We start from the raw sequence: 12,846 nt of genomic DNA, 5'->3' as shown, positions 1-12,846 counted from the left end.
CCCAGCCGCTCCCCGCGGCGCGCAGGTGAGGCGACCCTTCCCCCACCTGTGACGTGGGGGACATCCGTGCGGGTGAGCGCGGTGCGTCCTGGCTCCACCGGGCGGGGACGGGCGTTACGGTCCGGCGCCATGACCGCGCTCGACCTCCCGGCACCGCTGCCCGCCCCCGGGGCGCCGGCGGGATCCGGGGTCGGGCCGCTCGCGGCGGCCGCGACGGTGTCACCGGCCGGACTGCCGGCCGGGCCGCTGACGGGACCCGCTCCCGGGTCGCATGGCCGACTGCTCCCCGCCGTGCTGTGGGCCGCGCTGGGCTCGGCGTTCGCCGGGACCTGCGCCGTCCACGGGCTGCCGACCGACCGGGTCGTGCTGCTGGGCTGGGTGCTCGCCGGCCTGGCCGTGCACGCGGCCACCGGGGGCCTGCGGCGGCTGGGCCGGCTGCTGGGGGACTGGCTCCCGCTGGTCGCGCTGCTGCTCGCCTACGACGCCAGCCGCGGCCTGGCCGACTCCCTCGGCATGCCGGTGCACGTGGCCGAGCTCGCCGACGCCGACCGCTGGCTCACCGGCGGCGTCCTGCCGACCGTGTGGCTGCAGGAGCACGTGCAGGCCGACTGGTGGTCGGCCCTGGCGACGCTGGTCTACAGCAGCCACTTCGTCGTCACCCCGCTGCTGCTCGCGGTGCTGTGGGTGCGCGACCGGCGGCGCTGGGCCCGCTACGCGCGGCGGGTCGTGGCGCTGTCGGCCGCCGGCCTCGTGACGTACGTGCTCTACCCCGCGGCCCCGCCGTGGCTGGCGGCGCGGGAGGACGTCATCGAGCCGGTGGCGCGGCTGAGCAGCGCCGGCTGGGAGGTGCTCGGCCTGCCCCGCGCGGGGCTGCTGCTCGACTCCGGCCAGAGCCAGGTCAACCTGGTGGCCGCCGTGCCGTCGCTGCACACGGCCTTCGCCGTCCTGGTGTGCGCCTTCCTGCTCCCGGTCGCCCGCCGCTGGTGGCAGCGCGCGGGCCTGGTGGCCTACGCGGTGCTGATGCCGCTGGTGCTGGTGTGGGGCGGCGAGCACTACGTCGTCGACACCGTGCTCGGCGCCGGCTACGCGGCCGGCGTGCTGCTGGTCCTGCCGTCCCTGGAGCGCGCCGGCCGGGCCGGGCTGCGCCGCGTGGGGTGGGGCCGGCCGGCGCCGTCCCCGGCGGGGACCGCCGCGGCCGCCCTACCGTGACGGGGTGACCGGCCCCCTCCCACCCGAGGTCCCCGACTGGCTGTCCGGCGCGCGACGGCTCACCGTGCTCACCGGCGCCGGCATCTCCACCGACAGCGGCATCCCCGACTACCGGGGGCCCGACGGCGTGTGGACGAAGGACCCGGACGCCGAGAAGCTCGTGACGCTGTCCTACTACGTCGCCGACCCCGACATCCGGCGGCGGGCGTGGCTGATGCGCCGTGACCTGCAGGCCGGCGACGTCCACCCCAACGCCGGGCACCGGGCGCTGGTCGACCTCGAGCGGCAGGGCCGGCTGCGGGCCCTGGTGACCCAGAACGTCGACGGGCTGCACCAGGCGGCCGGCTCCACGCCCGGCCTGGTCCTGGAGCTGCACGGCACCGTGCACGCCGTCGAGTGCCTGTCCTGCGGGGACCGGACGACGACGGCGGAGGCGCTGGCCCGCGTCGACGCCGGGGAGCCCGACCCGGCGTGCCTGGTGTGCGGCGGGATCCTCAAGACGGCGACGGTCAGCTTCGGCCAGGCCCTGGACGCCGCCGTGCTGGACGCCGCGGTCGCCGCGGCCGCCGACTGCGACGTCTTCCTCGCCGTCGGCACCTCGCTCGGGGTGCACCCGGCGGCCGGGCTGACCGACGTCGCGGCCGCGACCGGCGCCCGGGTGGTCATCGTGAACGCGGAGCCGACGCCGTACGACGGCCTCGCCGACCTCGTCGCGCGGGAGTCGATCAGCGCCGCGCTGCCCCGCCTGCTGGCGGCCTGACCCGGTGCTGCTGCTGGCCGTGCACCTCGCGCTGGCCGCCGCCTACGCGGGGTTCCAGTGGACGGTGCGGGCCCTGGTCTACCCGCAGATGGCGCTGGTGCCGCCGGAGGCATTCCCCGCCTACGAGCACCGGCACCAGCAGCGGGTGACCCGGGTGGTGGGCCCGCTGTTCCTCGGCCAGGCGGTCACCACGCTGTGGCTGCTGGTCGACCGGCCGGCCGGGACGCCGCTGCTGCCCGTGCTGGTCTCGGCCGTCTGCCTCGCCGCCGTCCTGGAGCTGACCGCGCTGGGCGCGGTGCCGCAGCACCGGCGGCTCGACCGCGGCTGGGACCCCGCGGTGCACCGGCGGCTGGTGCGGGTGGACACCCTGCGGGCGCTCGCCGCGACCGCCGGCGTCGCGGCCGCGCTCTGGCTGCTCCTGGCGTGACGCGGCCCGGCCCCCGCGGGGACCGGGCCGCGACGGCGGGCGGTCAGCCGACCACGTGCCCGTGGGTGAACAGGCCGGCCGGGTCGACCCTCCGCTTCACGGCCAGCAGCCGCTGACGGTCGGCGTCGTCCCACAGCCCGCCCACCTGGGCCGCGGTCACCGAGCCGGCGAAGTTGAGCAGCGACCGGCCCGTCGACCACGGGGCCAGCGCGCCGGCGACGGCGTCGACGACCCCCGGCACGATGCCGGCGACCGGCGGGAACATCGGCCCGAGCACCCAGCAGGAGAAGGCGGCGTCGCGCCCGGCGACCGCGTTCGGCCGGGCCGGGGGCCGGGCCACCGCGCCGCCGAGCTGCCGCAGCTCCACCATCACCAGCGGCACCTCCACCTCCGGGCCGGCGGCGGCGAGCAGCGCCTCCACGGTGTCGGCGGTGAGCTCGCGCAGCAGCGTGCCGCGGTCGTGGGTCGGCATCGGCTCGGTGGGGTCCATGTGGATCGCGTCGACGGCGGCGAACGGCATCTCGCCGACGCCGTCCACCAGCGCCGGCGCCACGGCGCGCATCGGGGCGAGCAGCGCGGCGCCCTCCTCGGCGCCGCCCAGGTGGGCCACCCGCAGGTGCACCACGGTCTGCCCGCGCAGCGGCTCGGGCAGCCGCGGGTCCGGCGGCATCCGCAGGACGGCGATCGACGTCGTCGTCTCCTCGGGCAGCGTCGGCGCCCAGGCGCGGTAGGCGTGCAGCAGGTCGCGGGCCGCGGCGCCCGGGAAGAACACGCCGCCGCCGTAGAGCCGGGCGACCGGCACCAGGTCGATCTCCAGCGCGGTGACGATCCCGAAGCTGCCCTTGCCGCCGCGCAGCGCCCAGAACAGCTCCGGGTCGCTGTCGCCGTCCACGGTGCGCACCTCGCCGTCGCCGGTGACGATCTCGGCGGACCGGACGTGGTCGGCGGCGAAGCCGTACCGGCGGGCCAGCGGGCCGAGGCCGCCGCCGAGGGTGTAGCCGACCGCGCCGACGTGCGAGGAGGAGCCCGACAGCGGCGCCAGGCCGTGCGGGGCGGCCGCGTCGATCACCTGCCGCCAGCGGACGCCGGCGCCGACGCGGGCGGTCCGGGCGACCGGGTCGACGGTCACCTCGCCCATCCGCGAGGTGGTGACCAGGACGGCGCCGCTCAGCGCCGAGGTCAGCCCGTGGCCGGTCGCCTGCACGGCCACCGACAGGCCGCGCGCGGCGGCGAAGCGGACCGCGGCGGCGACGTCGGCGGCGCAGGTGGCGCCGACGACGACGGCCGGGGTGGGGATGTGCGTGGTGGTGAACGGCGCGACCTCGTCGGCCAGGCCCGGGTCGCCGGCCAGCAGCACGGGGCCGGCGACGGCGAGCTCGAGCTCGGCGACGGGCAGGTAGGTGGGGTCGATCGCGGTCATGGGAGGGCTCCAGAGGGGGAGGAAGGGGGAGGAGAGGGGGGCGGGCTCAGCGCCCGGCGGTGACCTCGAGCTCGACGGCCATGCCGGGGAGGGCCAGCCGGGAGACGCCGAGCAGGGTCATGGGCGGGGTGGCGCCGGCGAGCCGCTCGCCGAGCACCTCCCAGGCCGCGAGGACGGCGTCGAGGTCGACGGCGTAGACGGTCAGCCGGAGCACGTCGGCCCAGGTCATGCCGCCGGCGGCGAGGACGGCCTCGACGTTGGCCAGGGCCAGCGCCAGCTGCGCGGCGGCGTCGCCCTCGTGCAGCAGGGCGCCGGACTCGTCGACCGGGCCCTGGCCGGCGACGGTCAGCAGCCGGGCCGGGGCTGGCCGCAGCTGGCCCTGGTCGAAGCCGAAGGCGGCGTTCCAGGTGGTCGGGTTGATCCGCTCGACCAGAGCGGGGGTCGCTGTCATGGCGACGAACCTGCTGCGCGGCGGGCGCCGCGCCCATCCCAGCGGCCTGGTGAGTCCGCCCCCCAGGTTCCTGGGGGTACCGGCGGGCCCCGGGCGGGGCCACACTGACCGGCCGTGACGACGATGCTGGCCGAGCGGGTGCGGGCGCAGGTCGACGGCCTGGCCGCGAGCGGCCTGGACGCCGGCACGTTCGCCACGGCCGCCTTCGAGGTGCTGCGCCGGGCGGTGCCGTTCGCGGCCGGCTGCCTGGGCAACGCGGACCCCGCGACCGGCCTGGTGACCGGCACCGTGAAGTACGGCGGCCTCACCGACGAGACCGACGACCAGTGGGCCGTGTTCGAGTACGAGGTGGACGACCCGTCGGCGTTCCTGCGGCTGGGCGCGCTGCCCGGCGGCGTCGCCGCGGTGTCGGCCGACGAGGAGGGCCCGCTGGTCCGCTCGCCGCGGCTGCAGGAGTTCCTCCGCCCGGTCTGGAACCTGACCGAGGAGGTGCGCGTCGCCCTGCGCACCGACGACTGCACCTGGGGCTTCCTCGCGCTGCTGCGCGACGGCCCCGGCTCGTTCACCGCCGGCGACCAGGAGTTCCTCAGCAGCGTGGCCCCGTCGCTGGCCACCGGCCTGCGCGCCGGGCTGCTGGTCTCCGCGGCCGGCCGCGCACCCGAGGTCGACGGGCCGGCCGTGGTCGTCGTCGACGCCCGCGGCGAGGTCGTGTCGGCCAGCCTCGGCGCGCAGGCGCGGGTCGCCGACCTCGGCGGCGGGCCGGTCGGCCGGTCGCCGCTGCCGATGCCGCTGCTCACCCTGGTGCGCGCGGCCCGGCGGGCGACCAGCGACGGGCGGCCGGCGGTGCCGCGGCTGCGGTTGCGCACGAAGTCCGGGCACTGGGTGGTCGCGCACGCCTCGCCGCTGGTCGCCCGGGACGGCGCGGCCACCGACGTCGTCGTCACCATCGAGGAGGCCCGGCCGCCGGAGATCGTGCCGCTGGTGGTGGCCGCGTTCGGCCTGACCCCGCGGGAGCGGGACGTCGTGGCGCTGGTGCTGCAGGGCGTGGACACCACCGCGATCGGGCGGGCCCTGCACCTGTCGGCCTACACGGTGCAGGACCACCTCAAGTCGATCTTCGCCAAGGCGGGGGTGCGCAGCCGCCGCGAGCTCACCGCCCGCGTCTTCTACGACCAGTACGCCCCGCGCCTCGCGGCCGGCGCCGAGGTGGGGTCCACCGGGTGGTTCACGGGCCCGGCCGGGGACTGAGGGACGGGGTCGTCAGGCCCTGCCGGGCGGCGCTCCGGGCGCTACCGTCCGGCACATGCGCGTGCCCCTGACGACCCGCGACTTCCTCGACCGCGCCGAGCTGGTCTACGGCGACCGCGTCGGCATCGTGGACGAGCCGAACCAGCCCGCACCCTCCCTGGGCGAGGTGACGTGGCGGGAGGTGGCCCGCCGCGGCCGCGCGCTGCAGGCGGGTCTCGACGCGCTCGGCGTCGGCGCCGGCGAGCGGATCGCGGTGGTCAGCCACAACGCCGCCCGGCTGCTCGAGGTGCTGCTCGCCGTCCCCTCGTCCGGCCGGGTGGCGGTGCCGGTCAACTTCCGGCTGGGGGAGGAGGAGGTGCGCTACATCGTCGGCCACTGCGGCGCGCGCGTCCTGATGGTCGACCCCGAGCTGGAGACGACGCTGAAGGGGGTCTCGGCCGAGCACCGGTTCAACACCGGTGAGGAGTACGAGCAGCTGCTGCGGTTCGACGCCGAGCCGGTGCCGTGGGCGGAGCCGGACGAGGACGCCACCGCCACGATCAACTACACCAGCGGGACGACGGCCCGGCCCAAGGGCGTGCAGATGACCCACCGCAACGAGTGGGTCAACGCGGTCACCTTCGGCATGCACATGCAGGTCAGCGACCGCGACGTCTACCTGCACACGCTGCCCATGTTCCACTGCAACGGCTGGGGTCTGCCGTACTCGATGGCCGGCGTCGGCGCCCGGCAGGTCGTGCTGCGCAAGGTCGACGGCGCGGAGATCCTCCGCCGGGTCGAGCAGCACGGGGTCACGGTCATGGCCGGGGCGCCGGCGGTCTGGAACGCCGTCCTCGACGCCGCCGCGGAGTGGGACGGCGAGATCCCCGGCCGCGACCGCGTGCGGGTGATCGTGGCCGGCGCGCCGCCGCCGTCGCGGACCATCGCGCGGATCGAGGGCGAGCTAGGCTGGGAGTTCAACCAGATCTACGGCCTCACCGAGACCGCGCCGCTGCTCACCATCAACCGGCCGCGCGCCGAGTACGACGACCTGGCGCCGGAGGAGCGGGCGAAGCGGCTCTCCCGCGCCGGCGTGCCCGCGCTGGGCAACCGGATCTCGGTCAGCGACTCCGGGGAGGTCCTCGCCCAGGGGAACGTGGTGCTCGCCGGCTACTGGGAGAACCCCGACGCCTCGGCCGAGGCCCTCGAGGGCGGCTGGTTCCACACCGGCGACGGCGGCTCGCTCGACGACGGCGGCTACCTCACGATCTCCGACCGGAAGAAGGACGTGATCATCACCGGCGGGGAGAACGTCTCCTCGATCGAGGTGGAGGACGTCGTCTTCAGCCACCCCGCCGTGGCCGAGGTCGCCGTCATCGGCGTCCCGGACGAGAAGTGGGGGGAGATGGTGACCGCGCTGGTCGTCCTGGCCGAGGGCGAGCAGGCCGACGAGGCCGCGATCATCGCCCACTGCCGGGGGAAGCTGGCCGGCTACAAGGTGCCCAAGCGGGTGGAGTTCCGCGACGAGCTGGCCCGCACCGCCACCGGCAAGATCCAGAAGTTCAAGCTGCGGGAGAGCTTCTGGGCCGGCTCCGAGCGCCAGGTGAACTAGGTCGCCGGCCCGCCCTCCCGGGCGGGCCGACACCACCGGCGCTACGGGTGCGTCCCGTCCGGCGTCAGCTCCCAGCGCCAGACGGCGCCGACCTCGGGGTCCGTGAGCTCGGCGGTGCGCCGGAAGCCCAGCCGCCGCAGGACCGCCGTCGAGGGGTTCTCCTCGGCCAGGGTGTGGGCGCGCACCAGCGTCACCCCGCGGGCGGTGGCGAGGTCGATCCAGCGGCGGGCGGCCTCGGTGGCGTGGCCCCGTCCGCGGTGGGCCGGGGCGATGCTGTAGCCGATCTCGACGGCCCCGTCGGCCGGGGGACCGGTGAAGCCGCCGAGGCCGACGACCGTCCTCGTCGTGGGGTCGACGACCAGGTGGCTGAACCAGTCGGGGTCCATCCCGTCCCGGAGCGCGTGCACGGTGGCCGGCAGGGCCTCGGGGAACGCCAGGTAGCCCTCGGCCACCCGGTAGCCGAACCTGCGGGTGAAGGCGTCGGCCCCCTCGAGCAGCGCCTCGGCGCGGTCGAGCGTCAGCGCCTCGACGGCGGTGGGCTGCGCGTCCATGACCTCCCCCGGTTCCGTGCCGGCGCGCGCGGGGCGCGTGCGCCGGGGCGCCGACATCCTCACCCGCAGGGGTGAGGAGGGGTCAAGGCCGCCCCCGACGGCGCCGTTGGCGCACAGGTGAGCAGCGGAACGCAGACGACGCGACGGACGACCCGGTGGCTGGCGCGCGGCGCCGGCGCAGGCATCGCCGCTCTGGTCGCGGTCGGGCTCGCCCCCGGCGTGGCCGCGGCCGCCCCCAGTGACGCCGACGTCGCCGCGGCGCAGGCCGAGCGCGACGCCGCCGCCGCGCAGGTCGGCCAGCTGTCCGCCGAGCTCGCCGCCGCCGAGGCCGCCGCCGCGCAGGCGAGCCAGGCCTCGCAGTTCGCGCTGCAGGAGTACCTGGAGACCCAGGCCGCGCTGGAGGCCGCGCGCGCCGCGCAGGCCGCCGCCCAGGCCGCCCTCGACGAGGCCCGCGCCGAGCTGCAGCAGGGCCGGGACGACGTCGCCGACTTCGCCCGCACCAGCTACATGCAGGGCAGCACGTCCCCCGGGATCACCGCGCTGATGAGCTCCGGCGGCCCGGCCGAGCTGCTCGAGCGCGCCGCCCTGCTGGACGCCGCCGGCACCCACCGCGTCGACGTCGTCGGCCAGCTCACCGTGCTCGAGCAGCAGGCCACCACCGCCGAGCAGGAGACGACCGCCGCCGCCACGCAGGCCGAGGAGCTGGAGTCCCAGGCGGGCGAGCAGCTCGCCGCCGCGGAGGCCCAGGAGGCCGCCGCCCGGGAGCAGACCGCGGCCCTCACCGACCAGCGCGCCGCGGTGCAGCAGCAGCTCGCCGCCGCCGAGGCCGAGTACGGCCAGCTCGCCGCCGAGAACGCCGCGGCCGAGCAGGCCGCCCGGCCCGCGCCCAGCGCGCCCTCGACCGGCACGAGCCGGCCGTCGCAGTCCGCCGGCGGCGGGTCGACCCCGTCCACGCCGTCCACCCCGTCGGCCCCGTCGGGTCCGGGGAGCGCGCCGGCCCCGGCGCCGTCCGGTTCGGGCGGGGGCGGCACCCCCGCCCCGGTGCCCACGACCGCCGGTGCCCCGTCGGCCTCGGCCGTCGACATCGCGATCGACGCGGCGATGGCCCAGCGCGGGACGCCCTACTCCTACGGCGGGGGCAGCACGCGGGGCCCCGGGCCGGGGATCGGCAGCGACTCGGGCGTCGTCGGGTTCGACTGCTCCTCGCTGGTGCAGTTCGCCTACGCCCGGGCCGGCGTCTCGCTGCCGCGGACCAGCCGCGACCAGTACTACCGCTTCCGCAACCAGACGGTGGCCCGCGCCGACCTGCAGCCCGGCGACCTGGTGTTCTGGGGGTCCGGCTCCTCGTACACCTCGATCTACCACGTCGCGCTCTACATCGGCGGCGGCAAGGTGGTGCAGGCGCCCGAGAGCGGCGACGTCGTCAAGGTCTCGACCATCTGGTCCTACGACTACTTCGGCGCCGTCCGCCCCACCGCCTGAGGACCGCCCCCGAGAACGGAACAGGGCCCCGGCGCTGCCGCGCGGGGGCCCTGTGACGTAGGGCGTCGGGCAGCCACGGGGGGAGCTGCCCGACGCACAGCGAGGTTAGCAGCCCTCCCGCCGTGCGGGCAGGGGGCGGCGCGCGTGTCTCGACGCGGCTGTCCCGACCGGATCGGGGCTCCGGTGTAGGACACTGGGCCGGGAACGGGCACGCAGCCCCGTCGCCGGCCTCTGCGAGGCCGTGAACAGGCACGAGCAGGGAGCGCAGTGACTCAGGCCGCCAGCACCTCGTCCGAGATCCCCCAGGGCGCGACCGCGTCCGGGGGGCAGCCCGTCCCGCCCGCGGCCGACGCCGCCCGCCTGGAGCGGGCGCTGTTCGAGATCAAGCGGGTCATCGTCGGCCAGGACCGGCTGGTCGAGCGGATGCTCGTCTCGCTGCTGGCCCGTGGGCACGTGCTGCTCGAGGGCGTGCCGGGCGTCGCGAAGACCCTGGCGGTGGAGACGCTGGCCACCGTCGTCGGCGGCAGGTTCGCCCGCCTGCAGTTCACCCCCGACCTGGTGCCGGCCGACATCATCGGCACGCGCATCTACAAGGCCGGGCAGGACACCTTCGACACCGAGCTGGGGCCGGTGTTCGCCAACTTCGTGCTCACCGACGAGATCAACCGCGCGCCCGCCAAGGTGCAGTCGGCGCTGCTGGAGGTCATGGCCGAGCGGCAGGTGTCCATCGGCGGGGTCACCCACCCGCTGCCCGACCCGTTCCTCGTGCTGGCCACGCAGAACCCGATCGAGTCCGAGGGCGTCTACCCGCTGCCCGAGGCGCAGCGCGACCGGTTCCTGATGAAGGTGCTCGTGGACTACCCGAGCCCCGAGGAGGAGCGCGAGATCATCTACCGGATGGGCTCCACCCCGCCGGTGCCCGAGACCGTGCTCGGCCCGGAGGACCTGCGCCGCATGCAGCGCACGGCCTCGCAGGTGTTCGTGCACCACGCGCTCGTCGACTACGTCGTCCGCCTGGTGGTCGCCACCCGCGCGCCGCGCGAGCACGGCATGGACGACGTCGCCTCGTGGGTCTCCTACGGCGCCAGCCCGCGCGCCTCGCTCGGGCTGATCGCCGCGAGCCGGGCGCTGGCGCTGGTCCGCGGCCGCGACTACGTCCTGCCGCAGGACGTCCTGGACATCACCGTCGACGTGCTGCGCCACCGCCTGGTGCTCTCCTACGACGCGCTGGCCGACGGCGTCCCGGCCGACCACGTGGTCAAGCGGATCCTGCAGACGGTGCCGCTGCCCCAGGTGACCCCGCGGCAGCGGGCGGGCGGCTTCGGCCCCTCGGTCCCCGGCGGGCCGGCGGTGCCCGGCTTCGGCGGGCCGGGCGGTCCCGGGCCGCAGTTCGGCCCGCCCCCGGTCCCCGGTCAGGCACCCCAGTTCGGCCCGCCGGCCCAGGGCCCGCAGAGCCCCGCCGCGCAGGCGCCCGGCGGCCTCGGCGCGCCGGGCGCACCCGGCGCGCCGCAGGGCCCGGCGGCCAACGGCTACGGGCGCGGGCCGCAGTCGGCGTGAGGCTGCGGCGCAGGGCGGCCGCCGCGGCGGAGCCGCCCGAGCAGGACGCCGCCGAGGCGTCCCGCGACGACACGCCCGACGGTGCCCCGGCGGCGGAGGACACCACCCCGCCGGGCCCGCCGGACACCCCCGGTTCCGGCATCGACCCCGGCCGCGGCGACGGCGCCCCGCCCAACTTCGCCGAGGGCCCGGCCGACGTGCTGCTCCAGCGACTGGAGCTGACCGTCCGCCGCCGCCTCGACGGGCTGCTGCAGGGCGACCACCTGGGGCTCGTCCCGGGCTCGGGCACCGAGGCCGGCGACTCGCGGACCTACCACCCGGGCGACGACGTCCGGCGGATGGACTGGCCGGTCACGGCGCGCACCCAGGTGCCGCACGTCCGCGAGACGATCGCCGACCGGGAGCTGGAGACGTGGGCGGTGGTCGACCTGTCGGCCAGCCTGGACTTCGGCACCGCCAACTGCCAGAAGCGCGACCTCGCCATCGCCGGCCTGTCGGCGGTCAGCCACCTCACGGTGCGCGGCGGCAACCGGCTGGGCGCGATCGTCACCACCGGCGAGCGGGTGGACCGCTACCCGGCCGCCGCCGGTCGGCTGGCCGCCGACCGGCTGCTGCGCAACGTCGTGGCCACGCCGCGGGCGGCGGGCGGACGCCGCGGGGACCTGGCGGCGGCGCTGGAGAGCCTGCGCCGGCCGCCGCGCCGCCGCGGGCTGGTCGTCGTCGTCTCGGACTTCCTCGGCGACAGCGACTGGGAGCGGCCGTTCCGGCTGCTGTCGGCCCGGCACGAGCTGCTCGCGATCGAGGTCGTCGACCCGCGCGAGCTGGAGCTGCCCGACGTCGGGCTGCTGACCGTCGTCGACCCGGAGACGGGGGAGACGCTGGAGGTGCCCACCGGGGACGCGGAGTTCCGCGCCCGGTTCGCCGCCGGGGCCGCCGCCCAGCGGCAGGCCATCGCGCGGGCGCTGCGCCGCGCCGGCGCCGGGCACCTGCAGCTGCGCACGGACCGGGACTGGCTCATGGACGTGGTGAGGTTCGTCGCCGACCGCCGGCGCGCCGGTAGTGGGGGGGCTTCCCGATGACGTTCCAGGCTCCGGTCTGGCTGCTCGGCCTGGTGGCGGTGGCGGCGCTGGTGGCGCTGTACGTCGTCCTCCAGCTGCGGCGCAAGAAGTACGCCGCCCGGTTCACCAACGTGGCGCTGCTCGGCACGCTCGTGCCCAAGCGCCCCGGCTGGCGGCGGCACGCGGCCTTCGGGCTGGTCGCCCTGGCGCTGGGGGTGCTGATCGTCTCGCTGGCGAAGCCGAGCACCGAGGTCCGGGTGCCGCGGGAGCGGGCGACGGTGGTCATGGCCGTGGACGTCTCGATGTCGATGGAGGCCACCGACATCGAGCCGACCCGGTTCGAGGCGATGCAGGTGGCGGCGAAGGAGTTCGTCGACGTCCTGCCCGAGCAGATCAACCTCGGGCTGGTCGCCTTCTCCGGGACCGCCACCACGCTGGTCACGCCGACCACCGACCGCGGCCAGGTGCGCGCCGCCATCGACAACCTCGAGCTGTCGGAGGCCACCGCGATCGGCGAGGCGATCTTCACCTCGCTGACGGCCATCGCCAACTTCCAGACGGCGCTGGGGGAGACCGAGGAGGACGTGCCGGCGCGGGTCGTGCTGCTCTCCGACGGCACCAACACGGTCGGGCGCAGCACCACCCAGGCGATCGACTCGGCGCTGGACGCCGACGTGCCGGTGTCGACGATCGCCTTCGGCACCGACTACGGCACCGTCGAGATCGAGGGCGAGGCCGTGCCGGTGCCGGTCGACCGCGCGGCGCTGGAGGACATCGCCGAGCAGACGGGCGGCAGCTACTCCGAGGCGGCCAGCGCCTCGGAGCTCGAGGAGGTCTACGCCGACCTCGGCAGCCAGATCGGCTACACGACCGAGCCGCAGGACGTCAGCTACTGGTTCGTCCGCGGCGGGGTGCTGCTGGCGCTGCTCGGCGCCGTCATGAGCCTGGTCTTCACCAGCCGCCTGCTGTAGATGCGAACGGAGTCGCGGGGGGGGGGGGGGGGGGGCCCCCCCCCCGGGGCGCGGCGCCGGGGGCCGGGGGGGGGCGGGTGGGGGGGGGGGGGGGGGCGCCGGGGGCGGGGGCCGCGGGGGG

12 protein-coding genes are annotated in these 12,846 nt (G+C 76.8%); 9 read left to right on the top strand and 3 right to left on the bottom strand.

Annotated elements, in window-relative coordinates; all coding sequences use genetic code 11:
* Positions 1-129 precede the first annotated feature (129 nt).
* Genes ACI79F_RS18025 through ACI79F_RS18015 form a run of 3 tightly spaced genes read left to right on the top strand, consistent with a single transcriptional unit; the run spans position 130 to position 2,396 of the window.
* Complete coding sequence (locus tag ACI79F_RS18025; protein WP_456545768.1) at positions 130-1,209, top strand: phosphatase PAP2 family protein; 1,080 nt, start codon at positions 130-132, stop codon at positions 1,207-1,209.
* 4 nt (positions 1,210-1,213) lie between these two features.
* Positions 1,214-1,969 (top strand): SIR2 family NAD-dependent protein deacylase, encoded by a 756-nt coding sequence (locus ACI79F_RS18020; protein WP_456545767.1) that lies wholly within the window; start codon positions 1,214-1,216, stop codon positions 1,967-1,969.
* 4 nt (positions 1,970-1,973) lie between these two features.
* Entirely contained in the window at positions 1,974-2,396 is a 423-nt protein-coding gene (locus ACI79F_RS18015) for a DUF1772 domain-containing protein (RefSeq protein ID WP_456545766.1), read from the top strand.
* A gap of 43 nt (positions 2,397-2,439) precedes the next feature.
* Here the strand turns inward: ACI79F_RS18015 and ACI79F_RS18010 are convergent, their stop codons facing one another.
* Together ACI79F_RS18010 and ACI79F_RS18005 are read right to left on the bottom strand one after the other, a co-directional pair.
* Positions 2,440-3,816, bottom strand: coding sequence for an FAD-binding oxidoreductase (locus ACI79F_RS18010; protein ID WP_456545765.1), 1,377 nt, complete (start codon positions 3,814-3,816; stop codon positions 2,440-2,442).
* Positions 3,817-3,862: 46 nt separating this feature from the next.
* Positions 3,863-4,267 carry a Rid family hydrolase gene (locus tag ACI79F_RS18005; RefSeq protein ID WP_456545764.1) on the bottom strand — a complete coding sequence of 135 codons (405 nt, stop codon included), beginning with the start codon at positions 4,265-4,267 and terminating at the stop codon, positions 3,863-3,865.
* 123 nt (positions 4,268-4,390) lie between these two features.
* On the opposite strand from ACI79F_RS18005, the gene ACI79F_RS18000 reads away from it, so the two are divergent.
* Both ACI79F_RS18000 and ACI79F_RS17995 read left to right on the top strand, forming a co-directional pair.
* Entirely contained in the window at positions 4,391-5,515 is a 1,125-nt protein-coding gene (locus ACI79F_RS18000; protein WP_456545782.1) for a response regulator transcription factor, read from the top strand.
* Between the two features lie 55 nt (positions 5,516-5,570).
* Positions 5,571-7,106, top strand: coding sequence for an AMP-binding protein (locus ACI79F_RS17995; RefSeq protein ID WP_456545763.1), 1,536 nt, complete (start codon positions 5,571-5,573; stop codon positions 7,104-7,106).
* A gap of 41 nt (positions 7,107-7,147) precedes the next feature.
* Here the strand turns inward: ACI79F_RS17995 and ACI79F_RS17990 are convergent, their stop codons facing one another.
* Positions 7,148-7,657, bottom strand: a complete 510-nt coding sequence (locus tag ACI79F_RS17990) for a GNAT family N-acetyltransferase (protein WP_456545762.1) — start codon at positions 7,655-7,657, stop codon at positions 7,148-7,150.
* 117 nt (positions 7,658-7,774) lie between these two features.
* On the opposite strand from ACI79F_RS17990, the gene ACI79F_RS17985 reads away from it, so the two are divergent.
* From ACI79F_RS17985 to ACI79F_RS17970, 4 genes are all read left to right on the top strand, one after another.
* Positions 7,775-9,139, top strand: a complete 1,365-nt coding sequence (locus ACI79F_RS17985) for an NlpC/P60 family protein (RefSeq protein WP_456545761.1) — start codon at positions 7,775-7,777, stop codon at positions 9,137-9,139.
* 267 nt (positions 9,140-9,406) lie between these two features.
* Positions 9,407-10,696 carry an AAA family ATPase gene (locus tag ACI79F_RS17980; RefSeq protein ID WP_456545760.1) on the top strand — a complete coding sequence of 430 codons (1,290 nt, stop codon included), beginning with the start codon at positions 9,407-9,409 and terminating at the stop codon, positions 10,694-10,696.
* A complete protein-coding gene (locus ACI79F_RS17975; protein WP_456545759.1) occupies positions 10,693-11,775 on the top strand; it encodes a DUF58 domain-containing protein in 1,083 nt (360 codons plus the stop codon). Before ACI79F_RS17980 ends, ACI79F_RS17975 begins: the two co-directional genes overlap by 4 nt.
* Positions 11,772-12,725, top strand: a complete 954-nt coding sequence (locus ACI79F_RS17970) for a VWA domain-containing protein (protein WP_456545758.1) — start codon at positions 11,772-11,774, stop codon at positions 12,723-12,725. Before ACI79F_RS17975 ends, ACI79F_RS17970 begins: the two co-directional genes overlap by 4 nt.
* Positions 12,726-12,846 lie beyond the last annotated feature (121 nt).

This window comes from Blastococcus sp. SYSU D00868, assembly GCF_054050575.1.
The sequence above is the reverse complement of the archived record's forward strand: the minus strand, read 5'-3'. Positions and strand labels throughout refer to the sequence as shown.